The sequence below is a fragment of the Marinobacter bryozoorum genome (genome assembly GCF_023156245.1).
GTDB lineage: Bacteria > Pseudomonadota > Gammaproteobacteria > Pseudomonadales > Oleiphilaceae > Marinobacter > Marinobacter bryozoorum.
The window spans coordinates 1-25,749 of the sequence record NZ_JAKZAH010000047.1 but is presented as its reverse complement, the minus strand read 5'-3'; the positions used below and the strand labels follow the sequence as shown (position 1 = coordinate 25,749).

The 25,749-nt window shown below is 60.6% G+C and carries 20 protein-coding genes; 15 read left to right on the top strand and 5 right to left on the bottom strand.

Annotated features, from left to right (window positions below; genetic code table 11):
- Positions 1-81 precede the first annotated feature (81 nt).
- Complete coding sequence (locus MLC59_RS17575; RefSeq protein WP_427901743.1) at positions 82-2,277, top strand: hypothetical protein; 2,196 nt, start codon at positions 82-84, stop codon at positions 2,275-2,277.
- A gap of 109 nt (positions 2,278-2,386) precedes the next feature.
- Here MLC59_RS17575 and MLC59_RS17570 read toward each other — a convergent pair whose 3' ends face one another.
- From MLC59_RS17570 to MLC59_RS17560, 3 genes are all read right to left on the bottom strand, one after another.
- Positions 2,387-3,769, bottom strand: coding sequence for a sodium-dependent transporter (locus MLC59_RS17570; protein WP_248236782.1), 1,383 nt, complete (start codon positions 3,767-3,769; stop codon positions 2,387-2,389).
- Between the two features lie 238 nt (positions 3,770-4,007).
- Positions 4,008-5,189 carry an amino acid aminotransferase gene (locus MLC59_RS17565; protein WP_248236780.1) on the bottom strand — a complete coding sequence of 394 codons (1,182 nt, stop codon included), beginning with the start codon at positions 5,187-5,189 and terminating at the stop codon, positions 4,008-4,010.
- On the bottom strand, positions 5,182-8,778 hold the full coding sequence (locus MLC59_RS17560; protein ID WP_248236772.1) for an indolepyruvate ferredoxin oxidoreductase family protein: 3,597 nt from the start codon (positions 8,776-8,778) through the stop codon (positions 5,182-5,184). Before MLC59_RS17560 ends, MLC59_RS17565 begins: the two co-directional genes overlap by 8 nt.
- Before the next feature lie 156 nt (positions 8,779-8,934).
- Here MLC59_RS17560 and MLC59_RS17555 point away from each other — a divergent pair, with 156 nt between their 5' ends.
- The 10 genes from MLC59_RS17555 to mdoH all read left to right on the top strand — a co-directional run bounded on the left by MLC59_RS17555 (position 8,935) and on the right by mdoH (position 20,014).
- Positions 8,935-9,417: an Lrp/AsnC family transcriptional regulator gene (locus MLC59_RS17555; RefSeq protein ID WP_248236766.1), complete on the top strand. Its 483-nt coding sequence runs from the start codon at positions 8,935-8,937 to the stop codon at positions 9,415-9,417.
- Positions 9,418-9,591: 174 nt separating this feature from the next.
- Positions 9,592-9,762, top strand: a complete 171-nt coding sequence (locus MLC59_RS17550; protein ID WP_248236758.1) for a DUF1328 domain-containing protein — start codon at positions 9,592-9,594, stop codon at positions 9,760-9,762.
- A gap of 369 nt (positions 9,763-10,131) precedes the next feature.
- On the top strand, positions 10,132-11,979 hold the full coding sequence (locus MLC59_RS17545; RefSeq protein ID WP_248236756.1) for a cation:proton antiporter: 1,848 nt from the start codon (positions 10,132-10,134) through the stop codon (positions 11,977-11,979).
- Positions 11,980-11,987: 8 nt separating this feature from the next.
- Positions 11,988-13,199, top strand: coding sequence for a cation:proton antiporter (locus tag MLC59_RS17540; RefSeq protein ID WP_248236754.1), 1,212 nt, complete (start codon positions 11,988-11,990; stop codon positions 13,197-13,199).
- 6 nt (positions 13,200-13,205) lie between these two features.
- On the top strand, positions 13,206-13,598 hold the full coding sequence (locus MLC59_RS17535) for a nuclear transport factor 2 family protein (protein ID WP_248236752.1): 393 nt from the start codon (positions 13,206-13,208) through the stop codon (positions 13,596-13,598).
- A gap of 52 nt (positions 13,599-13,650) precedes the next feature.
- Positions 13,651-14,313 (top strand): class I SAM-dependent methyltransferase, encoded by a 663-nt coding sequence (locus MLC59_RS17530; protein WP_248236750.1) that lies wholly within the window; start codon positions 13,651-13,653, stop codon positions 14,311-14,313.
- A 267-nt stretch (positions 14,314-14,580) separates the two neighbouring features.
- Positions 14,581-15,834 (top strand): ShlB/FhaC/HecB family hemolysin secretion/activation protein, encoded by a 1,254-nt coding sequence (locus MLC59_RS17525; protein ID WP_248236748.1) that lies wholly within the window; start codon positions 14,581-14,583, stop codon positions 15,832-15,834.
- A gap of 175 nt (positions 15,835-16,009) precedes the next feature.
- Positions 16,010-17,542, top strand: coding sequence for a glucan biosynthesis protein G (locus MLC59_RS17520; RefSeq protein ID WP_248236745.1), 1,533 nt, complete (start codon positions 16,010-16,012; stop codon positions 17,540-17,542).
- Between the two features lie 47 nt (positions 17,543-17,589).
- Positions 17,590-17,892: a hypothetical protein gene (locus tag MLC59_RS17515; RefSeq protein ID WP_248236743.1), complete on the top strand. Its 303-nt coding sequence runs from the start codon at positions 17,590-17,592 to the stop codon at positions 17,890-17,892.
- Positions 17,876-20,014: a glucans biosynthesis glucosyltransferase MdoH gene (gene mdoH / locus MLC59_RS17510; RefSeq protein WP_248236742.1), complete on the top strand. Its 2,139-nt coding sequence runs from the start codon at positions 17,876-17,878 to the stop codon at positions 20,012-20,014. The genes MLC59_RS17515 and mdoH overlap by 17 nt, the downstream gene beginning before the upstream one ends.
- Here mdoH and MLC59_RS17505 read toward each other — a convergent pair.
- Positions 20,008-21,633 carry a L,D-transpeptidase family protein gene (locus MLC59_RS17505; protein WP_248236740.1) on the bottom strand — a complete coding sequence of 542 codons (1,626 nt, stop codon included), beginning with the start codon at positions 21,631-21,633 and terminating at the stop codon, positions 20,008-20,010. The two genes, mdoH and MLC59_RS17505, sit on opposite strands and share 7 nt — an antisense overlap.
- Positions 21,634-21,876: 243 nt before the next feature.
- Here MLC59_RS17505 and MLC59_RS17500 point away from each other — a divergent pair, with 243 nt between their 5' ends.
- Complete coding sequence (locus tag MLC59_RS17500; RefSeq protein WP_248236739.1) at positions 21,877-22,581, top strand: murein L,D-transpeptidase catalytic domain family protein; 705 nt, start codon at positions 21,877-21,879, stop codon at positions 22,579-22,581.
- A 145-nt stretch (positions 22,582-22,726) separates the two neighbouring features.
- Positions 22,727-23,410, top strand: a complete 684-nt coding sequence (locus MLC59_RS17495; RefSeq protein WP_248236738.1) for an SDR family NAD(P)-dependent oxidoreductase — start codon at positions 22,727-22,729, stop codon at positions 23,408-23,410.
- A gap of 10 nt (positions 23,411-23,420) precedes the next feature.
- Here MLC59_RS17495 and MLC59_RS17490 read toward each other — a convergent pair whose 3' ends face one another.
- On the bottom strand, positions 23,421-24,851 hold the full coding sequence (locus MLC59_RS17490; protein ID WP_248236736.1) for a phospholipase D-like domain-containing protein: 1,431 nt from the start codon (positions 24,849-24,851) through the stop codon (positions 23,421-23,423).
- 65 nt (positions 24,852-24,916) lie between these two features.
- Between MLC59_RS17490 and MLC59_RS17485 the strand changes: the two genes are divergently transcribed.
- Both MLC59_RS17485 and MLC59_RS17480 read left to right on the top strand, forming a co-directional pair.
- Positions 24,917-25,288, top strand: coding sequence for a VOC family protein (locus tag MLC59_RS17485; protein WP_248236735.1), 372 nt, complete (start codon positions 24,917-24,919; stop codon positions 25,286-25,288).
- A gap of 15 nt (positions 25,289-25,303) precedes the next feature.
- Positions 25,304-25,669: a YidH family protein gene (locus MLC59_RS17480; RefSeq protein WP_248236733.1), complete on the top strand. Its 366-nt coding sequence runs from the start codon at positions 25,304-25,306 to the stop codon at positions 25,667-25,669.
- Positions 25,670-25,749 lie beyond the last annotated feature (80 nt).

Here is a 25,749-nt window from a genome sequence, read left to right as displayed (position 1 = left end):
GGATCAAATCATTGAATCCATTGCGCGATTATCCGACAAACTTAATAACAAGACGAACTTTTGTTAAATGACACTAGGGTTATTCGTAAGACCTCCTCTCGTAATGGCAGCAAGGCCGGCAACCGTTCCGGTGGTAAGGCCCCGGCAAACAGGAAGCCGGCCCGCAAACCCGCCGCTGTGAAGACGCCGGAACAGGACGCCCCGGAGTCGTACATGTATTTCACGGAAAGGGACCTGGACCAGATTCTGTCCAACCTGGATCACCTCCGTGAGTCGGTCTTTCCCCGGGTGTTCTCTGATAATCAGAAGGAAGAACCAAAACAGCAATTCTTTCCCTCGGTATGCCTGATTGGTCTGGGGCGATGTGGTTCCAACATTGCCCTGGACGTGGCGGAACTGGTGCACAGTGCCCGTTCCTACTACCTGCAGGAGCTGGACAATGAGGAGCGACGTAGCCGGGAAAAAGAGATCGGTCCGATGCGCTGGATCCGGCAGAGTCTGAATCTGCCAAAGTCCAACACGCTCAAGCCGGTGTTCCTGATCGAACCCATGGTAATGCTGGGGGACCTGGACAAGGACATCGAGGGGCGCATCCGCTTTTCCCGGCGGGCGGACGAGAGCACCTTCCTGGAAGACTACAACAAGATGAAGATCATGGACCTGTCCGAGGTCCATGCTGGCGGCGCCGGTAACGCGCCGATACTGGGTCAGTACCTGGCCAGGATTATCCTCAACAAGGATACCGATCACTTCTCCAACGAAGACTGGAAGTTCATCCATTCCTACCTGATTGATTCCTGCGGTATCAAGGCCAACCAGTCCCGGCTGTATTTCTATATCTTCAGCGCTGGCGGCGGCACCGGTTCCGGCATGGCCTCCGAGTTCGGCCTGGCGCAGCAGTACTCCTACATGCGCAAGACCTTCGATCCGAAACTGGAAGACCGGGAGCTGGAGAACCGGGATCATTCGTTTGTGTTCGAGCCGATTTTCACCAGCGGCATCTGCATCCTGCCCAACATCCAGGACAACCGGGTGGAAATGTCCGAGGCGCTCCATATCAACGCTGGCCGCCTGCTGTGCAAGTACCTGGCGGAGGAGTGGGACTTCTCCTACAACTTTGACGCCGACGAAACCCGCGACGCCGACATGATGCACCGTATCCGGCCCTGGAACGCGATGATGCTGATTTCCAACGACATCATGCGTTACGCGGAGCAGCAGGACGAGGGCAAGATCCGCGACGTGGATGTGAACGCCATGGAGAAGTACGCCAACCAGTACATCTCCCAGCAGATCTTCAACATCCTCACAGCCCAGGCGGTGACCACCGACTACGATGAGGATTACTTCCGCCGCGCCGGTGTGGACATCGGTGAGACCATTCGACTGGACGCCAATGACCTGTTCATGAGCCTGGCCGGTCCGGTGGCCGTGGCCTACGCGGAATCCGTGGTGCCCACCGATGCCCATGCGACCGAATTCCGCAGCATCAACGAGGACTCGCGACTGGAAATCGATGACCTGTTCTTCCGGTCCATCGACCTGCCTCACTTCAACAAGGTGACCGAGGCCATTGAAGGGGTGAGTCTGCTGCCCATCGAGGCATCCCGCTACAGGGAAGCGCTGAAGAAGTACAAGGAGTCAGGCTACGATGCGACCCACCTGAAGGACCTGCATTTCTTCAAGAACTGCTCGTCTATCGTCTCCATCGTGTCCCTGCCCAAGGACTACAAGCTGTCGTACATGGACCTGAACCGGTTGAAGACGCATCTGAACGCGCTGTTCCCGGACACCACCCTGAAACGCTATGCGCTGGTGATTGGTGCCTCTGCCAACCTGTCCCTGACCACGCTGGTGGTGAAGAGTCCGTGTCTGAGCGATGATTTCCTCACGCTGATTGTTGCTTATATCAAGCGGTGCTTTGCCAATGATCAGACCCGGTATGACGACAGTCTGGATGAGGCGATGCTGGACTTCATCCGTTCACCGGAACTGGATGAGGAACTGGTGGACAGCATGCTCAATGAGTTCGAAAACCCCGCCAAGATCCTGGACACCAACTGGTATGCCATCAAACCCATGTATGAAAAAAAGTACAGGGAGATGTGCCATGACCAGCAAAACTTTGTGTCCATCAATGACATCCGCCTGACTCGGGAGAACGTCAAGAAAGCCATCAAGTATCTGCGGGAGATCTATCGTCATCGCATCAGCAAGACACGGATGATCAGCCTGAACGAGCAGGGCAGCGGTTTCAGTCTGTCAGATGGCGAGTAATTGAAGGGACACCCGGAAAGGTAAAAGGCCGGCCCCGCCGCAAACCTGTAATCGGCGGGGTCGGCAAAGGGCCACCGGGAGCAGCCTCAAGCGTCACTCATCCTTTGGGTCAGATGAGGTTGTACAGGAACACGACAGCAATGCCGGCAGGGGTTAGATAACGCAGTACGAACATAAAGGCCTTGTAGCTTGCCCCCTGCAGGCCAATGTCCTCGGCCAGTCCTTCGCGCTTCATGGCCCAGCCCGCGAACAGGGCAATGGCCAGCCCGCCCAGGGGCATCATCAGGTTGGATACCAGGAAGTCCAGCAGGTCAAAGACGGTCTTGCCCTCGAAGAAGGCGATAAAGCCCAGCGGGTGGACGCCTTCCCAGACGTTGAACGACAGCACGGTTCCGATGCCGATAAACCAGATTGCCAGTCCCCCACCAAGGGCGCTCCTGGCCCGGCTGATGCCTTTGTGCTCTTCCAGCCACTCGACTACCGGTTCCAGCATGGAGATGGCGGAGGTAATGGCGGCCACCAGCAGCAGGGCAAAGAAGATGGTGCCGAAGATGGCGCCGCCGCTCATTTGGCCGAACGCCAACGGCAGGGTGACGAAGATGAGGCCGGGGCCGGCACCGGGTTCGAGGCCGTTGGCGAACACCAGCGGGAAGATGGCCAGGCCGGCGAGCAGGGCTACGCTGGTGTCCAGTACACCGATGGTGATGGCGGTGCGGGTGATGTTGATGTGCTTGGGCAGGTAGGAGCCATAGGCCATGAGTACGCCGATGCCGATACTGAGAGTGAAAGCGGCATGGCCCAGGGCAGTCAGTACGCCGGCGGTGGTGAGTTTGCTGAAGTCCGGCGAGAACATGAAGCTCACAGCCTGGCCGAAGCTGCCGCTGTTCATGGCGTAGAGAACCATGACGACCAGCAGTATGAACAGTAGTGGCATGAGCGTGTTGACGGCTTTTTCCAGGCCGGAACGGATGCCGCGCCCGACGATGAAGACGACGATGGCCATGAACAGGGAGTGCCACAAAAGCAGTTCCCAGGGATTGGAAAGCAGGGTGCCAAACTGTCCGCCGATAGCTTCGGCGTCAGCGCCGGTGAACAGGCCGGCGGCAGCCTTGCCGATGTAGACCAGGGCCCAGCCGCCGATGACGGCGTAGAAGGAGAGCACCAGGAAGGAGGCGATGACGCCGTTCCAGCCGATGGCGCGCCAGCCCCTGGCGGTGCCCTCGGTCTGGGTGAGGGTGCGCATGGTGGCAACGGGGCTCTGGCCGCCGCGGCGGCCGATCATGGTTTCGGCAATGAGGACGGGTACGCCGATGAGGAAGATGCACGCCAGGTAGATGAGTACAAAGGCGCCGCCGCCGTTTTCGCCGGTAATGTAGGGAAACTTCCAGATGTTACCCAGGCCGACGGCGGAGCCTGCCGCGGCGAGGATGAAGGCCATTCGGGAGGACCAGAGGTTGTTGGCCTGCTGGTGTGGTTGGGTGTTTTGGGTCATTGGGTTCTCCGCTTACTTGTTTTTGTCGGAAGTTATGTCGGTTGCCTTTTTAAGGACAAGCCTGTGGGTCCGTGCTGGCAGCAGGGCCGGGATGCTTTTTCAGGACACGCCGTGAATCCATCCATGGAGGCTCTTCGAAAACGTCCCTGTTTTCGAAGGTCCTGAAAAAGCATCCCGGCCCCACTGCTTCAAACCCTGGAGTTGGCCGCTACTATTTTTCGAGTTTCGTGTCCCGCTTTTAAAGAACACCCCTGATCGCATCGGCCACTCGCGGCAGCACCTTGTCATTCAGCCCCGCCACGTTCACCCGGCTGGAGTCCAGCATGTAGATGCCGTGGTCTTCCCGGAGTGCCCGTACCTGTTCGGGGGTTATCCCGAGGAACGAGAACATGCCGCGCTGCCGGGCGATGAAGCTGAAATCACCCGCCGGGGCCAGGGCTTCGGCGAAGGCCTGGCGCAGGTGGAGGATGCGATCGCACATGCCACCCAGTTCGCTCTGCCATTGCTGGGTGAGGTCGCTGTCTCCCAGTATGGTTTCCACGATGGCGGCGCCGTGGGCCGGGGGCATGGAATAGTGGGAGCGGATGACGCTCAGCAGCTGGCTGGTGGCGGCCTGGTTGGTGCTCGCGGTTTCGGAGATCAGCATCAGGGCGCCGGTGCGTTCCCGGTACAGGCCGAAATTCTTCGAGCAGGAGGCCGCTACCAGCATTTCCGGTACCTGGCTGGCCAGGTGGCGGAGGCCGGCGGCGTCCCGCTCGAGGCCGTCGCCCAGGCCCTGGTAAGCCATGTCCACGAAGGGCAGCAGGCCCTTGCGCTGGATCAGGGCGGTGACTTCCTGCCACTGCTGGAAGCTCAGGTCGGCGCCGGAGGGGTTGTGGCAGCAGCCATGGAGCAGTACCACGTCCCCGGTCTTCGCCGCTTCCAGGCTTTCCAGCATGGCGGCGAAGTCTACCTGTAACGTGTCGCGATTCAGGTAGGGATATTCGCGGATGGTCAGACCGGCACCGCCCAGCAGGGGCAGGTGGTTGGCCCAGGTGGGGGTGCTGACCCAGACGGTGGTGGCCGGATTGCACAGGCGCAGGAATTCCGCCGCCATGCGCAGGGCGCCACAGCCGCCAGGGGTCTGGACAACCGAGGTGCGGCCATCCCGGATCAGGGCGTTGTCCGCCCCCAGGATCAGGCGGGCCATGGCGTTGTTATAGCCGGCGGAGCCAGCGGGTCCGACGTAGCTCTTGGTGGTTTCACCGGCCAGCAGGCGCCGTTCGGCTTCGTGTACGGCGGCCATGATCGGGGTGTTGCCGGCGTCGTCCTTGTAGACGCCGATGCCCAGGTCCACCTTGTCCGGGCGGGGGTCGTCCCGGAAAGTCTGCATCAGTTGCAGGATTGGGTCCTGGGGCAGGGGCTTGAGGGTCTCAAACATGGTCTGCCTCCTTCTCTTCGGCCTGCTGGGTGCGGATCAGCGTGGGGCGGCCAGTATCCAGGGCCTTGTAGAGCTGTTCCTGTTTCTCCCGGATCGCCTCGGCGGCCTGTTCACGCACAGGGCCGTAGCCACGCACGTCGGCGGGCAGCTCTGCCAGTTGCAGGAAGGTGTCGTAGTTGTTCGCGTTCAGCTCTTTCTGAATGCGGCTAACGAGTGCCTGGTATTCCTTCAGCAGAGCCCGGTCCAACTTCCGGTCCGCGGAGTAGCGGAAAGGGTCGATGGGGGTGCCGCGCAGGCTGCGGAGCTTGGCCAGCATCGTGAAGGCGCGGAACATCCAGGGGCCGAACTTGCGTTTCTTCGGTCGGCCCTGGGCGTCGGTGCCCCGGTTCATGATGGGGGGAGCCAGGTGGAAGTGGACCTGGAAGTCACCTTCGAAGGTGTCATTCACTTCTTTCATGAAATCGGTTTCGGCAAACAGCCGGGCCACTTCGTATTCGTCCTTGTAGGCCATAAAGCGATAGAGCTGCTGGGCCACCGCCCGGGTGAGCAGGCCATTATTTTGGCCAAGGGCTTCCTCGGCCTTGCGGACCCCTTCAAGCGCCGTCCGGTACTGATCGGCCCAGCGGCAGTTCTGATAGGTCACCAGGTGGTTGTAACGGGTGTCGATCAGCTGGTCGAGGGTGGGTTCCGCTTTCACTTCCACCGCTTGCGGCTGGCTGTCTGTCAACAGGTCGGTGATCGCCTGGGGGTTGACTGCTGCCAGGCGACCCCAGCCAAAGGCTTCCTTATTGCGGTCAATGGCCACGCCGTTGAGTTCGATGGCTTTCATCAGGGCTGCTTCGGACAGGGGCAGCAGCCCTTTCTGCCAGGCAAAGCCCAGCATCATGACATTGGAAAATACGGTGTCGCCCATCAGTTTGTCAGCAATGCCGTTGGCATCCAGCCGGGCGAAGTGGTCGTCGCCCACGGCGTTACGCAGGATGTCCAGTCGCTTGTCCGCCTGCATGTCCGCATCCCGGTAGAGCACGTAATCCGCTGTGGGCAGTTCCGCCTCGTTGGCAACGATTCGTGTGTGGTTCGGTCGCAGCACCGTCAGGGCTTTCTGGGAACTGGCCACTACCAGGTCACAGGCGATGACGGCATCGGCCTGGCCGTTGCTGATGCGCACCTGGTGCAGCCGGTCCGGGGACGGCGCCATGCGTACGTAGCTGAGCACTGTGCCGCCTTTCTGGGCGAAGCCCATAAAGTCCAGCACTGAGGCGCCCTTTGACTCCAGGTGGGCCGCCATGGTGATCAGCTGACCCACGGTGACCACCCCGGTGCCGCCGACGCCGCCCACTAGCAGGTCGTAGGATCCGTTCATCGCGGGCAGTTCGGGGGCGGGAATATCGGCCAGCTTGCGGGTCAATACCGAGCCGGTGTCCATGCCGCGACTCTTTCGCAGCTGGCCACCCTCGATGGTGACGAAGCTGGGGCAGAAGCCGTTCACGCAGGAGTAGTCCTTGTTGCACGAGGACTGTTCGATCTTGCGCTTGCGACCCAGCTCGGTCTGGCGGGGGACGACAGAGAGGCAGTTGGACTGAACTGAGCAATCACCGCAGCCTTCACACACGTGGTGGTTGATGAACGCCCGCTTTGCCGGGTCCGGGAACTGCTTGCGCTTGCGGCGACGGCGTTTCTCCGCGGCGCAGGTCTGGTCGTAGATCAGTACGGTACAGCCGGGAATGTCCCGTAATTCCCGCTGTACCTGGTCCAGTTCACTACGGTCGTGGAAGGTGACGTCCTTCGGGAAACGGTCCTTGTGGTCGTTGTATTTTTCGGGCTCATCACTGAGCACGACAACGCGTTTGGCGCCCTCGGCAGTGACCTGCTGGGCAATGGCATCCACGGTGATCTGACCGTCCACCGGCTGGCCGCCGGTCATGGCGACGGCGTCGTTGAACAGGATTTTGTAGGTGATGTTAATGCCGGCAGCCACCGCCTGGCGAATGGCCATCGAGCCGGAGTGGAAGTAGGTGCCTTCCCCCAGGTTCTGGAATACATGGGGGTTGCCGGTGTAACGGCTCTTGCCGATCCAGTTGACGCCTTCGCCCCCCATCTGGATCAGGGACTCGGTGTTGCGACCCATCCAGGACGCCATAAAGTGGCAGCCGATACCGGCCAGGGCCTTGCTGCCTTCCGGTACCTTTGTGGAGGTATTGTGTGGGCAGCCGGAGCAGAAATAAGGCAATCGCTTGACACCGCCCGGGTCCTGGGCGGTCGTCATGGTATTTATCTGCGCCAGTTGCTCGCTGAAGTCGACGCCGAAGAACCGGCCCAGGCGGGCAGCGAGGAAGCCGGCCACCAGTTTCGGGCTCAGCTCCCCCACGTAGGGGATCAGGGGCCGGCCCAGCTCATCCTGCTTGCCGGTGATTAACACTTCCCCGGGGCGATCTGGCTCTGACATGTATTCCTTGATCTGGCTCTCGATAATGCCCCGCTTCTCCTCGATGACCAGCACTTCCTGCTTGCCGTGGACAAAGTCCAGCACGCCCTTGCGTTCCAGGGGCCAGACCATGCCGATCTTGTAGATATCCAGGCCCATGTCCCTGGACTTGTCTTCATCGATGCCAAGCAGGTCGAGGGCTTCCAGCAGGTCCAGGTGGCCCTTGCCGGTGGTGACAATGCCGAAGCGGGCTTCCCGGTTGTTATAGAGGCAACGGTCGATGGGGTTGGCCCGGGCAAAGGCCTGTACCGCGGCCAGCTTGTGTTCGATGCGGGTTTCCAGTTGCGGCCCGGGCAGGTCCGGCCAGCGGTAGTGCAGGCCGTCCGCCGGTGGCGTGAAGTCATCCGGGGTGACGTACTCGGGCATGGGTGGCAGTTCCACCGAGGCGGCGCTTTCCACGGTTTCGGAGATGGCCTTGAAGCCCACCCAGCAGCCGCTGTAGCGGGACAGGGCATAGCCCCAGAGGCCGAACTCCAGGTACTCGGCAATGTTGGCCGGGTTGATGGTCGGCATGAAGAAGCTCATGAAGGCCACGTCTGACTGATGGGGCATGGACGACGACACACAGCCATGGTCATCGCCGGCCACCACCAGGACGCCGCCATGGGGTGAGCTGCCATAGGTGGTTCCGTGCTTGAGGGCATCGCCGGCCCGGTCAACGCCGGGCCCCTTGCCGTACCAGAGACCGAATACGCCATCCACCTGGCGGTCGTCGTCGGTTTCCACCTGCTGGGTACCCAGCATGATGGTGGCGGCCAGGTCCTCGTTGATGGCGGGTACGAAATCGATCCGGTTCTGTTCCAGCAGGTCCTTCGCCTGCCACAGGGCCTGGTCATAGGCACCCAGGGGCGAGCCCCGGTAGCCGCTGACCATGCCGGCGGTGTTCAGTCCCTGCTTGCGGTCCAGGGCTGCCTGCATCAGGGGAATGCGTACCAGGGCCTGGGTGCCGGTCAGGAATACCCGGCCGGACTCCCGCAGGTAGCGGTCTTCCAGTTTGTAGTCGTCTAATTGCCGGTTATCCGGTTGGGGGGTATCCGGTTGCAGGGTATCGGATTGAGAAGTATCGGATTGAGAAGTATCGGGTTGAGAGGTATCGGCGGACATGGTGCTCTCCCTTTGTTTATTTTATGAACAAAATTCTAGAGGGGAAGGCGCCGAATGTGCTTGCTTTTTGAACAAGGTGAAACGCAGTTTGTGCAACAGTCTTTGATGAATGACAATAAAGTGAAAGATCCTTTGATAAAAATCAGGTGTTACCAAATGAAACAGGTGGAACTGGATAAACTGGATCGTCGCATCCTGGATGCGCTGCAACAGGACGGGCGCATCAGCAACCAGCAACTGGCTGAGCAGGTGGGCCTGTCGCCGGCGGCATGCTGGCGCCGGGTGCGTGCGCTAGAGGAGAACGGGGTAATTACCGGGTATACAGCCCGACTTGATCCGGACGCCATGGGGCACGGCCTTTGCGTGCTGGTGAACCTGTCGTTGCAGCGCCATACCATCGACAGCACGGCGGAGATCGAGCGGGAAGTCAGCAGCTATCCGGAAGTGCTGCAGTGCTTTGCCGTTACCGGTAACGCGGATTTTGTACTGCGGGTCGTGGTGCCGGATATGGCCAGCTATGACCGGTTCCTCAATGAAAAAATCTTTACCCTTCAGGGCATCGCCCAGGTGAACTCCAACTTCGCCCTGCGGGAGATCAAGAATACCCAGATGCTACCTGTGACACAGCCATTGGATTAGGCCGTGATGGTGGGCAGTCTGTTGGCAAACCGGTAAATGATAAGTATTAAATGTTAGTCAGATAACGGCTGATTTCTTGAGATTTTCGGGTTTTGGGTCAATGGTTAAAGGGCAGTATTCAAATTCACATCGCGTTGGCACCCGGAAAAGGAGGCCGACCCTAAGGAGGGAACGATGCTTTATTGGGCTGTCGTTTGTCTGATCATCGCCATCATCGCAGGTGTACTGGGTTTTGGTGGAATTGCCGGCACAGCCGCAGGCATTGCAAAGATCCTGTTCTTCATTTTCCTGATTCTCCTGGTGATCTCCCTGGTCGCCAACGCCATGAAAGGACGTAAACCCTGACAGGCAGTGTGCAACGGTTTACCGGGCAGACTCCCTATGACAGGGGCACGATCAAGGCCGGCATTTGCCGGCCTTTTGTCAAGATATTGGTAGCCTTGGATTTGTGTGGCGTCTGGCTGATAAATTCGTCAATTAGTCAGCGAGCTGTCACCCTTAAGGCACCGGAAAATAAGCCCCGTTCTTCGAGAGCGCGCGACCGACAGTATCCACTCACAGGGCAATTTCGTCGCCAGCCCATGTTGATGTGACACGGGTTTGCCGTGTACAGCTTTTCCCCTCTGACGTATCCTGTGTGCCTGCCGGCTCCCGCCGGCCCGGGCGGATCCGCGATGATCCGACTTTCCTCGACTTGACTGAAACCGGGTGTCTATGAGCGTAAGCATCGTTCTCGTCCTTGCCAGTATTGGTGTTGCCTCACTTTTCTGTCAGTGGCTGGCCTGGCGGGTACGAATGCCGGCGATCCTGTTTCTCCTGGCCGGGGGCATTGCTGCAGGCCCGGTCCTCGGTTGGCTGCAACCTGAACCCCTGTTTGGTGACCTGCTGTTTCCGATGATCTCGCTGGCGGTGGCGGTGATCCTGTTCGAGGGCAGCCTCACCCTCAAGTACGAGGAGATCAAGGGCCACGGCAAGATGGTGCGTAACCTGATCCCGGTGGGGTCGGTGGTGACAGCATTGATCGGCACCCTGGCCGCCCGCTGGATTCTGGGTGTTTCCTGGGAGGTGGCGCTGCTGTTCGGTGCCATTTCTATCGTCACAGGCCCTACGGTGATAGCCCCTTTGTTGCGGTCGGTGCGGCCGAAACAGAACCTGGCCAATATCCTGCGCTGGGAAGGCATCATCATCGACCCGGTGGGTGCATTGCTGGCGGTGTTGGTCTTTGAGGCCATCATTTCCTGGGGGCAAGGCAATGTCTTCTGGCACTCGGTGTATATCTTCGGCAAAACGGTGGCGGTCGGGCTGGTGTTCGGCGCTATTGCTGGCTGGATCAATGGTGTCGCCCTGCGCAAACACCTGTTGCCCCAGTACCTCCACAATGCCGGCACCCTGACCTTCATGCTCGGGGTCTACGCCCTGTCCAATGAACTGGCCCATGAATCCGGGTTGCTGACCGTAACGGTAATGGGTATCTGGATGGCCAACATGAAGATGGTACCCATCGACGACATCCTGGAGTTCAAGGAATCCCTCAGCGTCCTGCTGATCTCGGCGCTGTTTATTATCCTCGCCGCCCGGGTGGACTTCGGTGCCATCGCGGAACTGGGCTGGGGCCTGGTGGTGGTGCTGGCGATCCTGATGCTGGTAGCCCGGCCCGCGAGTATCCTGCTGTCCTCAATCGGAACAAAGCTGAACTGGCGGGAGAAGGCATTCCTCAGCTGGATTGCACCCCGCGGCATCGTGGCTGCAGCGGTTTCGGCGCTGTTTGCCTTCCAGCTGGAAAACCAGGGCTATGAGGACGCGGGCACCCTGGTGCCGCTGGTGTTCATGCTGATCATTGCCACCGTTACGCTACAAAGCCTCACGGCCCGCCCCATCGCCCGGGCCCTGGGCGTGGCGGAACCGGCAGCCTTCGGTTTCCTGCTCCTGGGGGCCAACAGCGGTGCCCGCGCCATTGCCCAGGCTCTGCAGAAAAATGAAATACCGGTCACCCTCACCGATACCAACTGGGAAAACGTACGCCAGGCCCGTATGGACGGCCTCAGGGTGTATTTTGGCAACCCCACCTCGGAGCACGCTTCCACCCACCTCGACCTGACCGGTGTTGGCAAGCTGCTGGTGATTTCGCCCTACAAGCAACTGAACTCCCTGGCCACCTACCACTTCCTGGACTGGTTTGGTCCCAACAGCGTGTACAGCCTGTCAGAGGGCGAGCAGGACCAGAAGGCCAGCCACCAGTCTGCCGAGAAGATCCAGCAGACCCGTGGTCTGTTTGGCGACTTGTCCTACCCGAAACTGGCCAGCCTGATGAGCCGTGGTTACACGGTGAAAACCACCCAGCTGAGCGAGAACTTTACCTACGAGGACTTCCTGGCCCGTCATGACGGAGAGGCCAGGGTACTGTTCGTGATCAACGACAAGGACAAGATCCATCCGGTCATGTCCGGGGACGAGCTGGAGCCGGAAACCGACTGGCAACTGATCAGCCTGGTGCCGCCCAAGGCCGCCCGTGACCGGAAAAACGAAGGTGACAACGGCGCCCAATCGTCACCGGGCGCCTGAGGACGAGAGTGGAAATCACACTGGACCCCGCTCATTACGGACTGATGTTGGTTCTATTGGGTGGTTTGTTGTCGGTCAGCATCCTGGCGGATGTTATCGCAGCCAGAACCGCTGTCCCCCGCATTTCGCTGCTTGTGCTGGTGGGGGTTGCGGTGGCAGCCATCCAGCAGTGGGGGCTTGGCCAGCCGGCTGGTCCGGTGACTAACCTGGCTGAGCCGCTTATCCAGGTGGCGCTGGTGATGGTGGCTTTTCTGCTGGGTGGCGAGTTCACCTGGGAGCGACTGCGTACCCTGGGCCCGGTCGTAGGTATTTTCTCCCTGATCGTGGTGGTGGTTAGCGGCGTTGTGGTTGGCCTCGGCCTGTGGCTGATCGGCTTCCCTGTGATACTGGTCGTGGCACTGGCCGCCATTTCCGTTGCCACTGACCCGGCAGCAGTCAGCGAAACCATCCATGAACTCCGCGCCGGCAATACCCGGTCCGGGCGATTGCTACTCAGCACCGTGGCGGTGGATGACGGCTGGGGCATTATCGTGTTTGGGCTGGCCATGGCGTTCCTGGGCTGGCATGCCAGCGGTGATGGCCTGCAAGCCATGCTGGAGGCACTCTGGGAACTGGGGGGTGCGGTGGCACTCGGCGTCATTGTGGGTATTCCCGCGGCCTGGCTGACCGGTCGGCTTGAGGCTGGCGAACCCACGCTGGTGGAAGCCCTGGCACTGATCCTGCTGCTGGCCGGTGGAGCAGCATTGCTGAATGTCTCGGAGTTGCTGGCAGCGATGGTTGCCGGTGCCATGGTGGCAAACCTGGCATCTCACCACACCCGTTCCTTCAACGAGATCGATTACCTGAAGTGGCCATTCCTGGTCTTCTTCTTCGTACTTGCCGGCGCCAGCCTTGACCTGGGTATGCTGGGAACCGCCCTTGGGGTTACCGGCGCCTACATTATGCTGCGTCTGTTGGGTCGTTACCTGGGAGGTCTGATTGGTGCGCGGGCGGTTGCCGACCGGCAGGGCTCACTGCCCAACGGAATCGGTATGGCGCTGACACCGCAGGCCGGGGTTGCCATGGGGATGGCACTGCTCGCCGGCGAACGCTTTCCTGAGTTCAGTGCCACGCTGATGGCGGTGGTGGTGGGCTCGACCGTCTTTTTCGAGGCCATCGGACCCTGGCTGGTGCGCCGGACGCTGAAAGATAACCAGGCCATTGAAAACAACAAGGAGTAGATTTCCATGATCGATACCCTCAAAACCTGGCACGAACTGGCCCAGAGTGGCAACGCTGAAGGGCTGGACGAACTGCTGGCAGACAACGCCGTTTTCCATTCACCGGTGGTGCATACGCCCCAGGAAGGCAAGGCCATCACCAAGGCCTACCTCGCTGCGGCGTTTGGCGTGCTCAACAACGAGCACTTTGAATACCTGCGTGAGATCGTCGACGGTAATACCGCCGTGCTGGAGTTCCGCACCGAGCTGGATGGCGTCGTTATCAATGGCATCGACATGATCGAGTGGGATGACACCGGGCGCATCCGGGACTTCAAGGTGATGGTGCGACCGCTCAAGGCGATCAACAAGGTGCACGAGATGATGGCGGCGATGCTGGAGGCGAACAAGCGTCGATGAGCCGCGTCTGTCCCAACCGACAGTTGGTGGGGTGACACACCCGGAGCCTGATATGAATGACCCCCGGCAGCTTGCCCGAAGTCGCTGTAGCGTTTGCGAACAGGATGGGTTAAGGGATTTTCTGAGGGTGGATGCACGACAGTATCGCCGCTGCCCCGAGTGTGGTGCGACCCTGATGGACCCGGCGGGTTGGCTGAGTGCGCCGGAAGAACGCGCTGTCTATGCATTACACGACAACCAGGTAGATGATCCGGGTTACCGGAAATTCCTGGGTAAACTGGTTGAGCCACTGCTTGGCGTGTTGCCTCCCGGCCAGCAGGGGCTCGACTTCGGTTGTGGGCCGGGACCGGCCCTGGCGGCCATGCTGGAGAGCGGGGGCCATCGCGTCGCTTTGTACGATCCCGCATTCTTTCCGGACGACGCGGTACTGGGCCGTCAATGGGATTTCCTGACCTGCACGGAAGTGGTGGAGCACCTGCACCACCCCATGGCCGTGTTCCGACAGCTCGACGGGTTGCTGCGGCCCGGTGGCTGGCTGGGGATCATGACCTGCTTCCAGACAGACGACAGCCGCTTTGCCAACTGGCATTATCGGCGGGACCCCACCCACATCGTCTTTTACCGGGAACAGACGTTCCGCTGGCTGGCCCGGTATTTCGGGTGGTCGTTGTCGGTTCCCCGCAAGGACGTTGTGCTGCTGAGAAAGCCGGCCTGACCGTTTGTTTCTGAATGTAACTTTTCTCTGTCAATCAAAGAGACAGGTTTTAAACCTCACGTTGATGTTTCAGACAGTTGCAGAAGTTCCTGTTAATCAAGAAATATTAAAATTGTAACGAGGCGCAATATCGGCACGTAAACCATGGAACCATAACGGCGATGGAGGGTAGCATGGCCGCTCTTTTCGCAACCGCCCCCTCTCTACACCATGGCAAGCGTGACCCGGCAAATCAGAGAACATCGGCGCAGCATTCCGGTTTTGTCGGTGGCGGCCGCACTGTTCATGATGATCGCTACCAGCACCTGGGCCGGAACCGGGCAGGTTGGTCAGGGCATGCGTACACCTGGCTTGTTGCAACAGAGTCTGCAGTGGATTCGTGACCAGCATGGACAGCCGGCGGGCTCAATGGTCAAGGCCAAAGCCAGTCAGCCGCAAGTGGCTACGGGGCCGGGTATGGCCGCGGCGTCTATACCCCTGTCATCCGCTCCCGCCCGTAACAACAGTTGGGCAGATGACCGTTTCTTTTTGCGAGGTGAGGATCATGAAGCTGCCCAGGCTGATCGGGTCCGTGTCGGGTTTGAAGAGAGCCGGGTGCCATGGGTAGGCAGTGACCTGACCGTGGATGGTAACTGGTCAGTGTCACAGCAACCGGGTGATACAACCATGGATATTGGCCTTGACTGGCAGATACCCCTGGGCAGTAACCAGTTGTCTTTTCGTGGTCACCACCATGAATACCGGGATGAAGTCATTGCCAGTGACGATATCCGCCAGGTATCGGGCAGCCGGCAAACCCTGGAACTCGATCTCGGCAGAAGTCTGTATCAAGGGCCTGTAGCAAGTCTCGATGCCAGGCTGGTCACCACCGATGTGAGCAGCCAGTGGTTCGAAAACGGCGACCTCACCGGTGAGGCCCGCCGCAGCTATTCACTGCTCCGGCTCGATGGCCAGATGGGTGGCCCGTTACCGTGGCTCGCCGCCCGGGGGGATCTCAGTATGACCATTGAAGGCTGCATGGCCCTCCTGGAGGGTATGGAGCAGGAGGCCTGTGGGGAAAAGCTTGGTGCATTTCAGCGCTATCGGCTGGAAGCCGGAGTGGAAAGGGACTGGCTCCGGATGGACTGGAACCTGCACGGAACCTTGCAGTACACGCCCAGCGAGTTGCCGGGCTGGCGCTATATGGAGGTAGGCCCGGGCACGATGCACGGCTTTGGGGGGCAGGTACTTCGTGGCCGTCAGGGAGGCTGGTTGCGCCTGGACAGCGCCACGCCGGAACGACTGCTATGGCTGCCATCCGGCGTTCGTACCAACCTGCGCTTTTCGCTGTTAAGGGGGTGGGCAGAAACGCCGGGGAATGCATCCTCCAGCCGCGCCACGGTTGGTGAGGTGTTATGGCGCGTCAGCGGTGACCATCTCTCCGGTGGGTTGAGGGCAGGTGCCCTGCTGGAAACTGCCGGTCCGGGGCTGGCATCGAACGAGGTACCAGACGTTTCGCTGGATATTGCCTGGACGCTCTGAGACTGTCCCGACTCCCTGAAGAACCCTTCCCAACGACAACGGCTTACAAAGTCGTCACTTGCCGCCAGCGGCCCCGGGGGCTAAAAGTTTAGTGTCCTGTGCAGTTAATTCCCATGGGACATCCGGAACAGGCCTGCGGGCCACTCAAGGGATTTGTATTAAAGGGACCCTTTCTATGCCGCGCCTCCTTGTGGGAGTGATCGTTTCGTTTCTGTTGACCGCCACCACCGCCGCTGATCCATTCAAATTCGACGATGTGGCTGAAAAGGCCCGCCAACTCGCCGGTAACGACTGGCAGGCACCTCCGGGAATCCCCCAATTTCTCAAGGACATCGATTATTCCCGTTATCAGGAGATTCGCTTTCGGGATGATCGCAACTTGTGGCGTGATTCCGATTCGCCTTTCCAGGTGATGCTCACACCGGCGGGCAAGTACTTTACCCACGCCGTGGCGCTTAACGAGATTCGCAACGGCGAAGTCGAACCTGTCCGCTTTGCGAGGGATCTGTTTACCTACCCCAGTGAGGAATTCGCCAAGCGTATACCAGCGGACCTGGGCTTCGCCGGTTTTCGCCTGACCTACCCGCTGCGGGGGGCGGACATCAATAATCAGTTCCTGGCATTTGCAGGGGCAAGCTATTTCCGGGGGGTAGGGCGCAACGATGGCTTTGGCCTGTCAGCCCGGGGCGTAGCAATTGATACCGGTGAGCCCGGCGGTGAGGAGTTTCCGTCCTTTGTCGAGTTCTGGCTTGAGCAGCCCGGCGCTGGCGCTCAGCAGGCGGTCGTCTACGCGCTGCTGGATGGCCCCAGCCTCACCGGCGCCTACCAGTTCACCATCAGGCCCGGCGACGTGCTGGAAATGGATGTCAGGGCCCGTCTCTTCTTCCGTGAACAGGTGGACCTGCCTGGCTACACCCCCCTGACCAGTATGTTCTACTACGGCGAGAACACCCTGCGGCCACCGGGGGAGTGGCGGCCCCAGACCCACGATTCCGACGGGCTTCTGGTGACCGATGGCGACAGTGGCGAATGGCTGTGGCGACCGCTGGTTAATCCGGAGTCTCTCCGGATCAGTTACCTGCGAGCCAATAACCCCCGTGGTTTCGGCCTGATCCAGCGTGACCGGGAGTTCCGGGATTTCCAGGACCTGGAAGCCCGCTACGAACGTCGACCCAGCGCCTGGGTGGAGCCCCGGGGGAACTGGGGGCCGGGCAACGTGGTGCTGGTGGAAATTCCGACCCGGTCCGAGGTCAATGACAATATCGTGGCTTTCTGGTCCCCCGAACAGCCGCCGGAGGCAGGCACTGCCGTTGACCTGGAGTACCGCCTCAAGTTTGGTCCGGCCGGGTTGAGCGGTCATCCCTCCGGCTATGCCGTGAACACGTTTATTGGTGATGGCAACCGCATTGGTGGCGGCAACCAGGAGGGCGCCTACCGGGTGCTGGTGGACTTCGAAGGGGGCAGCCTCGACGGAACTGATCCGGGTGCTGACGTGGTGAGCCAGGTTAGTGCTGATGAGCATACGGAGGTGCTGGAACACTTCGTGGAGTATTCCGAGCCGGAGGAGCAGTGGCGCTTGTCCATGCTGGTACGTCCCTCGAAGGATCAGACCATGAGCCTGAGGGCGTTTCTGTCCCTTGAGGGCAAGCCGTTGACTGAGACCTGGACCTATGAGCTGCCGCCGGGTCTGGATATCCGGGCGGACTGAACAGACGGGAAGGAAGGGGCCGGTTCAACCGGGCCCGGGGAGCAATTATGGACAAGGCAATCTGCCAGTATGCCCTCGACCGTGTCATGCTTTACCTGCAGAACTATGGGGTACCGCCATCGCCGGAGGCCTGCAGGCGGGCGCTTGCGCTGATTGATGCCTGCCTGGAGGAGGTTATCGCGGCAGACAGCCACCAGAGGCCCTGTCAGGGTGATTCGGCGCTGCCGGTTGGCATACTGGCCCGCGTGTTCGATCGGCTGCCCGACTACTTCGACCTGCCAGAACTGAACGTGCCCCTCCAGCGCCCACCGATTCAGCGCGGGAGCATCGGCTATGGGCCAGCCCTGTGATCCGGTGACCATTCAGAGCAACCCGGTACAGGCGCGGCGGGCCATTCGCTGGCGCTGGGTGGCCAATATTCGCCGGCTCCTGCTGGCCCTTTTGGTGTTGGGGCAGACCTTTGTTGCCACAGGCTTTATGTTGCGTGTGCTTCCATACCATGGTGGAACCTGGGTAGAGGTAGCCCTCGCGTCACTCTTTGCCGTGCTCTACGCCTGGATTGCCGTCGGATTCTGGACGGCGGTCTGGGGTTTCCTGACCCGGCTGGCCGGGGGCGATCGCTGGTCGTTGGCCCGACGCCACAGCCCCGCCGAGCTTGCCGGCACACCGCTGGCGTCTACGGCGGTCGTTATGCCTATCTACCATGAGCCGGTGCAGCGCACCCTGCGTGGCCTGCGGGCCATTTACCGGGACCTGGAGCGCACCGGTCACCTGGAGCATTTCGAGTTCTACATCCTTTCCGACAGCCGTGACCCGGAGGTATGGCTAGAGGAGCAGGCGGCCTGGCAAAGCCTGTGTGATGAGCTGGGCGCCAATGGCCGTCTGTTCTACCGGCGCCGTACCGTTAACCTGAACTACAAGAGCGGTAACGTCGCCGATTTCTTCCGCCGCTGGGGCCGGCGCAGTCGCTATACCATCGTACTCGATGCGGACAGCCTGATGGGCGGGGATACGCTGGTGCGTATGGTTCGCCTGATGGAGCGGGAGCCGCAGGTGGGTATCCTCCAGACCAATCCGGGGGTGGTGCGGGGCTGCTCCCTGTTTGCCCGGATACAGCAATTCGCCAATCGCCTGTATTCGCCGCTTTTCGCCACCGGGCTGGCCGCCGTCCAGATGGGCGATGCGGCTTTCTGGGGGCATAACGCCATCATCCGAACCGATGCGTTCATGGAGCACTGCGGTCTGCGCAAGCTGCCCGGCGCTGGGTTGTTCCGGGGCCCGATCCTCAGCCACGACTTTGTGGAAGCTGCCTGGATGGGGCGCGCCGGTTACGAAGTCTGGCTTGAGCCGTCCCTGGGGGCCAGTTTTGAGGAGTCCCCCCCAAGCCTGGCCGATGAACTCGCCAGGGACCGGCGCTGGGCGAAGGGCAACCTGCAGCACCTGTGGGTCATGCTGACCGTGCCCGGGCTTCGCTTTGCCCATCGCATGGCACTGTTCAATGGCATCATGGGGTACCTGGCATCGCCCCTTTGGCTGTTGTTCCTGGTATTCACCACAGTGGAAGCCGCGCAGCTGGCGCTGATGCCCATCGACTATTTTCCTGAAGACCACTCGGGACTGTACCCGCTGTGGCCGGAGTGGCGCCCGGGGCTTGCTATTACCCTGGCGCTGACTACGGTAACCATGCTGTTCGCCCCCAAGCTGCTGGCCTGGACGGACGCCGTAATACACCGGCGGGCAAGGGGGTTTGGTGGCGTGTTACGAAGCCTGCTTAGCGTCGTGATTGAAACCCTGGTTTCGGTGATGCTGGCGCCCATCAAGATGCTTGCCCATTCTGCCTACGTGCTAAGCGGACTGCTGAACCTTTCCCTGAGCTGGGCGGGTCAGAATCGCACCGAAGAGACCCGCTGGCGGGAGGCGCTCGTGACCCAGGCCCCGGGTATGACAGCTGGCCTGGCCTGGTCGGCATTCGCCTGGTACCTGGACCCCTTGTTCTTCCTCTGGTCCCTGCCTGTGGCCGTACCCCTGATCCTGGCCCCACCGACCAGCGTCTGGCTCAGCCGGGTCCGGCCAGGCCTTTGGCTGCGGCGCCTGGGACTCCTGCGCACACCGGAAGAAACCAGTCCCCCGGCTTTGTTAACCGATACCGCTGATGAGCAGGCCCTGCTACCCCGGCTGGGACAGTTGACCCGGTTCGAGGAGGCGGTGCTGCTGCCAGAGGTCAATGCCATGCATTGCAGCCTGGCCCGTAGCCATTCCGGAAGGTTGCGCAAACAGAACTTGCAGGGGCTGGCGGTGCGCTGTCTCGAAGAGGGGCCGGGTGCACTCAGCCGTTCCGAACTCAGTCACCTTTGTCGCGACAGCAACACCCTTGCATGGCTACACCACGCTGCCTGGGGCTCGGAACCTGATACCTGGTGGGGGCGCAAGCTTTCTGCAGTGGTTGCCGGGTCATGCGCGACGGCTCAGTGAACGACCTGCCCCTCGGCTTCCAGCAGGTCGACAATCTGTTCGTCTTCGCCGTAAGTATCACGGCGGAAAATGACGCGACCGTCTTTATCCGCCTCCGCTGTCCAATACGCCATGATCAGGGGTATTCCCCGGGGGAGGGAGACGTTCCGGGTGTTTCCCGAATGGCGAGCCTGCTTCAGTCGCCATAGAAGGTCTTCTGATCCGCCATCAAAAAGCTGGTCAGTAAGGCTGACCGCATTCTCCACACGAACACAGCCAGAACTGTAGAAACGTTCCGGGGTACCGAACAGTCGTTGCGACGGGGTGTCATGAAGGTAGACCGAGAAGGGGTTCGGGAAACGAATGACCACCTCTCCAAGGGCGTTGCCGGGGCCGGCTGCCTGGCGCAGTAGCAGATTCCCCGGCTGGCTCCAGTCTATCTGGTCCGGGTCCAGGGCGGTGCCGTCGTGGTCGAGTACGGTCAGGCGGTTGCGGTAAAGGTAGTCCGGATCTTGCTGAATGGCAGGCAGGGTGTCCTTGTAAAAGATGGTTGGCGGAATGGTCCAGGTGGGGTTAACCGTTACATGGGTTATCGTTGATGTCAGGGCCGGGGTTTTCCGTTCCGCCCGCCCTACCTGGGCACGGCCTTCCCAGGCCACCTGGCCGGCGTGGAGCAGTTGGACCCGTGCGCCGGCAATATCTACCAGCAGCTGGTCTGGCTGCAGATAGGGGGCGAACCAGCGCATTCGTTCCAGGTTGGCGCGTATCCGGGCAGTCCAGGCTGCCGGTGGCAGGTTCAGGGCGGCTCGGGTGTTCCTGCCGGCCAGCCCATCCGGAGTCAGGCCATGGTCTCGCTGGAAGTCCATTGTCGCATCGACCATTGCCTGGTCGAACAACACGGTCGTTTCCGCATCCGGGCCTCCGGGCCATGGGGCGCTAACGGAGAGATAACCCTGGGCAATGAGGCGGCGTGCCAGCTCGGCAACCCTCTCGCCCTGGTCCCCCGCGCGCAGGGTCGGTCCGGGGGACAGCTGCGGCCACCGTAGTACAAGGGTCTCCAGGCGTTTGTTATAGGCCTTGCGAAGGTTCTGGTAAACGGCGAGGGAAGGCCGGGCGTTGTGGTAGGCGCGTCGTATTCCGTCTGCAAACTGCATGTGCTGGTGGAGGCTTAGGGCAAAGGTACTGGCTTCCGGCCAACGGTTGTGCTGGTGCCACACCAGGCCCAGTGCCTGAGGGTCAAGGCGGCCGAATGTCAGATCCGTGACGGACCAGGCCAGCATGAGTGAGGCGAGCCCCGCATGGCACCTGTCAGGCAGCGCATACCCGGATTGCCGCCCACCGATCGCCACAATGTCCGGTAGCAGGTAGTAGTCGGGGTTAAGGCCGTCGGTACGCAAACCGGCAAGCTCGCGAAGCAACGCTTGCCAGTCCGCCGGCCGCTGCCAGCGTTCCTGGTGAGGCTGTAACTGGTCCAGGTGCGCCACGACTTCAGCGACGAATTCCGGGGGCTGTGGCCAACCCGGACATTCGTCCTGAAGGGGCTGCGCCATCACCGGAGCCACCAATGGTAACGCCAGTATTGCCAGCAGGCACAGTGTCCTGGAGTTGAATCGTTGCCCTGACAGCGGGTTCCGGGTCATGACTGATGCTCCAGTGCGATGGGCAACATCCGTTTGCGGACCATAAAGGGTGTTGATTTTTGTATGAAATATGTACAATTCGACCCGCTTCCCATATTTTTGCGGGATTTTTGTCGCACAATACCGGAGATCAAGGGCGGATACGTGAAGGTGTCCGGCCCGCCCCGGTAAGTGGTCCCCGCGACCCCATGGACCTACGAGGAATTATGAATGGTAGCCAGAGGCCTTGAACGTGCTCTGTTGATGTCAGCTTGTCTTTTCACCTTTTTACTGCCCCATGCAGGAAGTGTAGCAGCGGCCCCCGCGGAAAACCTGTTTGCGGATCTCTCCAGCGCCGCTCCCAACCTGGACCCACAGGTACTTCGTTACGCACTTGATGCTACCGAGTGCGCGGTCCGTAATGGCGTGGAGGCTCCCGAGCGCCTGGCGGTTATCGACTTTTCACTGCCGTCCAGCGAGCAGCGTCTGTGGATCTTTGACCTGGCGAGCCAGTCGCTGATCATGCGGGACCTGGTCGCCCATGGTCGTAATTCCGGTAACCTGGAGTCGACTCAGTTTTCAAACATAGAGGGAAGCTATCAGTCCAGCATCGGACTGTTCCGCGGGTCGGAAAGCTACCGCGGCAAGCACGGTTACTCCCTTCGTCTGGATGGCCTTGAGCCTGGCTTTAACGACCTGGCCCGCCAGCGTGCCATCGTGATCCATGGCGCCGATTACGTGGACCCGTCCTGGATCGAGACCTATGGTCGTATCGGTCGCAGCCTCGGGTGCCCGGCGGTACGCCAGGAGATAAGTAACCAGGTCGTGGACAACCTCAAGGGAGGTCAGTTGGTGTTCAAGTATTACCCTGACAAGGAATGGCTGGCCCGGTCAGGGTTGCTCAATTGTGGTAATCAGACCGTTGCCGGTGGCCCTGCCGCTGACCCCGTCCCACGTAGCGGCTCTTAAGGCTCTCAGTGGCTCAGTAGATCAGCGAATTAACCAAACGGGACACTAGTTACCTCCTGCCATCCGGTCGGGCCCTTACCACCCGGCCGGTTCTCGACTATCCTGACGGCATTCCTTGACTTATAACGACAGGAGGATGCCGTTCATGTCTGAAACTACCCTGAAAGGCAAGCGAGTGCTCGTCACCCAGGCGGGTGACTTTATGGGGCCAGTTCTGTGTGAGGTCCTGGAGGAACAGGGGGCCACGGTCATTGCCAGCCACGCCGATATTACCGATCCGGAGGCTCCTGCCCGTATTGTCGCTGAGGCTGGAACCGTTGATGTGCTGCTGGCCAACCTCGCGGTGCCGGCGCCTTCAAGCCGGGTGAGCGATGTCTCTGCCGGTGAGTGGCGGGATACCTTTGCTGCCATGGTGGATCCCTTGCCGCGCCTGGTACAGGCGGTTCTGCCGGGTATGCGGGAACAAGGCCACGGCCGGATCCTGGTTATGGGAAGTGCCTCGGCACTGAGGGGCATGAAGCGGGCGTCGACCTACAGTGCCGCACGGGGGGCGCAGTTGTCTTACGTGCAGGCGATCGGCGTTGAACTCGCCCCGGAGAACATACAGGTTAACCTGATTGCCCAGAACTTCGTCGACAACCCCACGTATTTCCCCGAGGAGATTCAGGCGAACCCCCGCTTCCAGGAGCGCCTGCAACGGGAAGTGCCCCTGGGCCGCCTGGTAGGCGCCCGCGAGGATGCCCAGTTCGCCGCCTACCTCTGCAGTGACGCCGCCAGTTGTTTTGTGGGCCAGGTCTTCCCCGTATGTGGTGGCTGGGTTAACCGCTGAGTACAGGGCGTCAGAAGGTGGACAAACCGGAGGCTTCCATAAACCGGTAGCGCCAGTATTGCAGCTGCGATTCGTCGGCATTGTCCGCGTAGGGCAGGCTGAGCACGGGTGTTGACCCGGGGCCGTTGCGCCAGAGGCGCTCGAACAGCTCGGTGGCGTTTGCCAGCACTTCCAGCTGTCCTGGCCCGGTGACCAGCATGGACGTCTCTAGGTTGTAATCATCCATATTTCGCCGGGTAAGGTTGGCAGAACCCAGCAGCAGCCGGGTGTCGCCATCAGCAGGGCGGAGCATCAGCAGTTTGTTGTGGCACTGCTCCCCGGAGGTGTTGCACCAGCGCACGTCTATGCCGGACTGCCTGAGCTCGAACGCGACCTGGCGGTTGGGAATGCCATTCTTGTCGTGCCCGAAGGCGTCCAGGTTACGGTCCAGCAGAAGGCGAAGCTCTGCCCCCCGGTGGTGGGCAGCCTTCAGCGCCTTCACCGTACCCCGGTGAGACAGATAGAACATGGCCATGTCCAGGCGGTCGCCCGGGCCTGCCTGGTTGATCACGTCGAGGGCCGCATCGCGGATGGCAGATTCGGTCAGTACCTGGCCCCGGAGTTCGCTGTCCTGTGCCGGTCCGTTGTCCGCAGGCAGGGGCCACTCAGGAACCGGCAGGCCGGATAACGCCATCACCGCTTCTTCGGTCGCCAACAGGTCATGGGCAGCCGGGCCAGTAAAACTGATGGCGGTATTCCAGTGGCGGCTGCTGCCGGCGTGGGGATTGGCTGAGGTGATCAGGCCCCTGAGCCGGTCACCCTCATCCACCACCAGGGTCTTGCGGTGGTTGGCCTTGAAGTTGAGCAGTGACAGGTAGCTGCGTAATGTGACCTTGCCATCGCCAAGGGCATTGGGCAGCCAGCCACCGCTCGTGGTGTTACCGAACCACTGGCAGCACCAGCGCCAGATCGCAGACCAGGCCGGGTTCGAGTCGCGCAATGGGCGCAGATCGGTTTCCACCAGGGTGATACCGGCATCACGCAGGCGTTTGAAGTGCGGTTGCTCCAGGCCGCCGTAGACTGTGTTCAGGGGGTCGGTGATCACGATAACCACCAGTTCGGGGCTTGCCTGTTTGCGCTGTATCAGCGCCGTGGCGAGCTTGTCAGCGAGGGGCTCGAAACTGTCATCCTGGGCGCTGTCATTGAACAGGAACATGTCCACGACAATCAGTTTCCGGGCCTGGCCGACCAGGCGGAACAGCTCGTTGAAGATGCCATGGCTTTGCATGCGCTCGCCGGAGGCCGTGCGCCAGGTGACATCCGCAATCAGCCTCGCGTCGTAGAGTACTCTTGCCGGTGCGGCCCGGGACAGGCCTGCCGGGAGAGGTTTTAACGTGTTATAAAGACCCGTTGCCAACAGGATCAGGAGGAGAATTGCGGCAATCATTCGAAACGAGATCATGTGCATCCCTGCATGGACTTATAGATGTCTCATTATAAACAGACCAACTAAAAAGGCAGATCTATATGATAGGTTACGTGACAATCGGCGTCAGTGATATGAACCGGGCCAAACAGTTCTATGCTGACCTTCTGGCTGACCTGGGCGCCAAGATCCTTATGGATATGGAACGCATTGCCTTCATAGGCAACAGCATGGGTGCGCCCATGCTGGCGGTGTGCACGCCGTATGACCAGCAGCCGAACCATCCGGGTAATGGCAATATGGTAGCCATCAATCCTGGCTCAAAGGAAATGGTCGACAAGCTCTACCACAAGGCTGTTGAGCTGGGAGCCACCTGTGACGGCGAGCCCGGGCAGCGGATTCCTGACCGGTTCTATGGCGCCTATATCAGGGATCCTGATGGCAACAAGGTGGCCTTCTTCCATTTCGGTTAATGTGGACAAAACGCGATGTCTGACCTGAAAGACCCCCGGGTACTGTTTGCAGCCGAGCGCACCATGCTGGCCTGGAACCGGACCAGCCTGGTGTTGATTGCGTTCGGTTTCATGGTTGAACGGGCCCATATACTGCTGCAGGTGTTGGCGCCGGAGCAGTCGGACCCGTTCCGGGAATCAGTGACCTTCTGGCTGGGTATCGCGTTTATCGTGCTGGGTGCCTTCTGTGCGGTGTATTCCTCACGGCAGTACCTGGCGGTGCTCCGCACGCTGTCAGCGGCAGAGTTTCCCTCCGGCTACCGGGTTACCTGGGGGCTGATGGTCAATATGGTCATTGCACTGCTGGGGCTTGTACTGGCCCTGGCGCTGGCCCTTTCCTGACGTCTAGTGTCCCGTTTGGTTAATTCGCTGACCTACTGCGTGACGCTGGGGCCTCTGGCCAAGGCGCCAGTCCGAAGGTG

Excerpts from the sequence above, each read along its gene's own strand:
- MLC59_RS17560 (WP_248236772.1), bottom strand. The coding sequence starts at position 8,778 with ATGTCCGCCGATACCTCTCAACCCGATACTTCTCAATCCGATACTTCT.
- MLC59_RS17485 (WP_248236735.1), top strand. The coding sequence starts at position 24,917 with ATGATAGGTTACGTGACAATCGGCGTCAGTGATATGAACCGGGCCAAA.
- MLC59_RS17515 (WP_248236743.1), top strand. The coding sequence starts at position 17,590 with ATGGACAAGGCAATCTGCCAGTATGCCCTCGACCGTGTCATGCTTTAC.
- MLC59_RS17530 (WP_248236750.1), top strand. The coding sequence starts at position 13,651 with ATGAATGACCCCCGGCAGCTTGCCCGAAGTCGCTGTAGCGTTTGCGAA.
- MLC59_RS17565 (WP_248236780.1), bottom strand. The coding sequence starts at position 5,189 with ATGTTTGAGACCCTCAAGCCCCTGCCCCAGGACCCAATCCTGCAACTG.
- MLC59_RS17490 (WP_248236736.1), bottom strand. The coding sequence starts at position 24,851 with ATGATCTCGTTTCGAATGATTGCCGCAATTCTCCTCCTGATCCTGTTG.
- MLC59_RS17500 (WP_248236739.1), top strand. The coding sequence starts at position 21,877 with ATGTCAGCTTGTCTTTTCACCTTTTTACTGCCCCATGCAGGAAGTGTA.
- MLC59_RS17505 (WP_248236740.1), bottom strand. The coding sequence starts at position 21,633 with ATGACCCGGAACCCGCTGTCAGGGCAACGATTCAACTCCAGGACACTG.
- MLC59_RS17545 (WP_248236756.1), top strand. The coding sequence starts at position 10,132 with ATGAGCGTAAGCATCGTTCTCGTCCTTGCCAGTATTGGTGTTGCCTCA.
- MLC59_RS17570 (WP_248236782.1), bottom strand. The coding sequence starts at position 3,769 with ATGACCCAAAACACCCAACCACACCAGCAGGCCAACAACCTCTGGTCC.
- MLC59_RS17520 (WP_248236745.1), top strand. The coding sequence starts at position 16,010 with ATGCCGCGCCTCCTTGTGGGAGTGATCGTTTCGTTTCTGTTGACCGCC.
- mdoH (WP_248236742.1), top strand. The coding sequence starts at position 17,876 with ATGGGCCAGCCCTGTGATCCGGTGACCATTCAGAGCAACCCGGTACAG.
- MLC59_RS17480 (WP_248236733.1), top strand. The coding sequence starts at position 25,304 with ATGTCTGACCTGAAAGACCCCCGGGTACTGTTTGCAGCCGAGCGCACC.
- MLC59_RS17550 (WP_248236758.1), top strand. The coding sequence starts at position 9,592 with ATGCTTTATTGGGCTGTCGTTTGTCTGATCATCGCCATCATCGCAGGT.
- MLC59_RS17555 (WP_248236766.1), top strand. The coding sequence starts at position 8,935 with ATGAAACAGGTGGAACTGGATAAACTGGATCGTCGCATCCTGGATGCG.
- MLC59_RS17495 (WP_248236738.1), top strand. The coding sequence starts at position 22,727 with ATGTCTGAAACTACCCTGAAAGGCAAGCGAGTGCTCGTCACCCAGGCG.
- MLC59_RS17535 (WP_248236752.1), top strand. The coding sequence starts at position 13,206 with ATGATCGATACCCTCAAAACCTGGCACGAACTGGCCCAGAGTGGCAAC.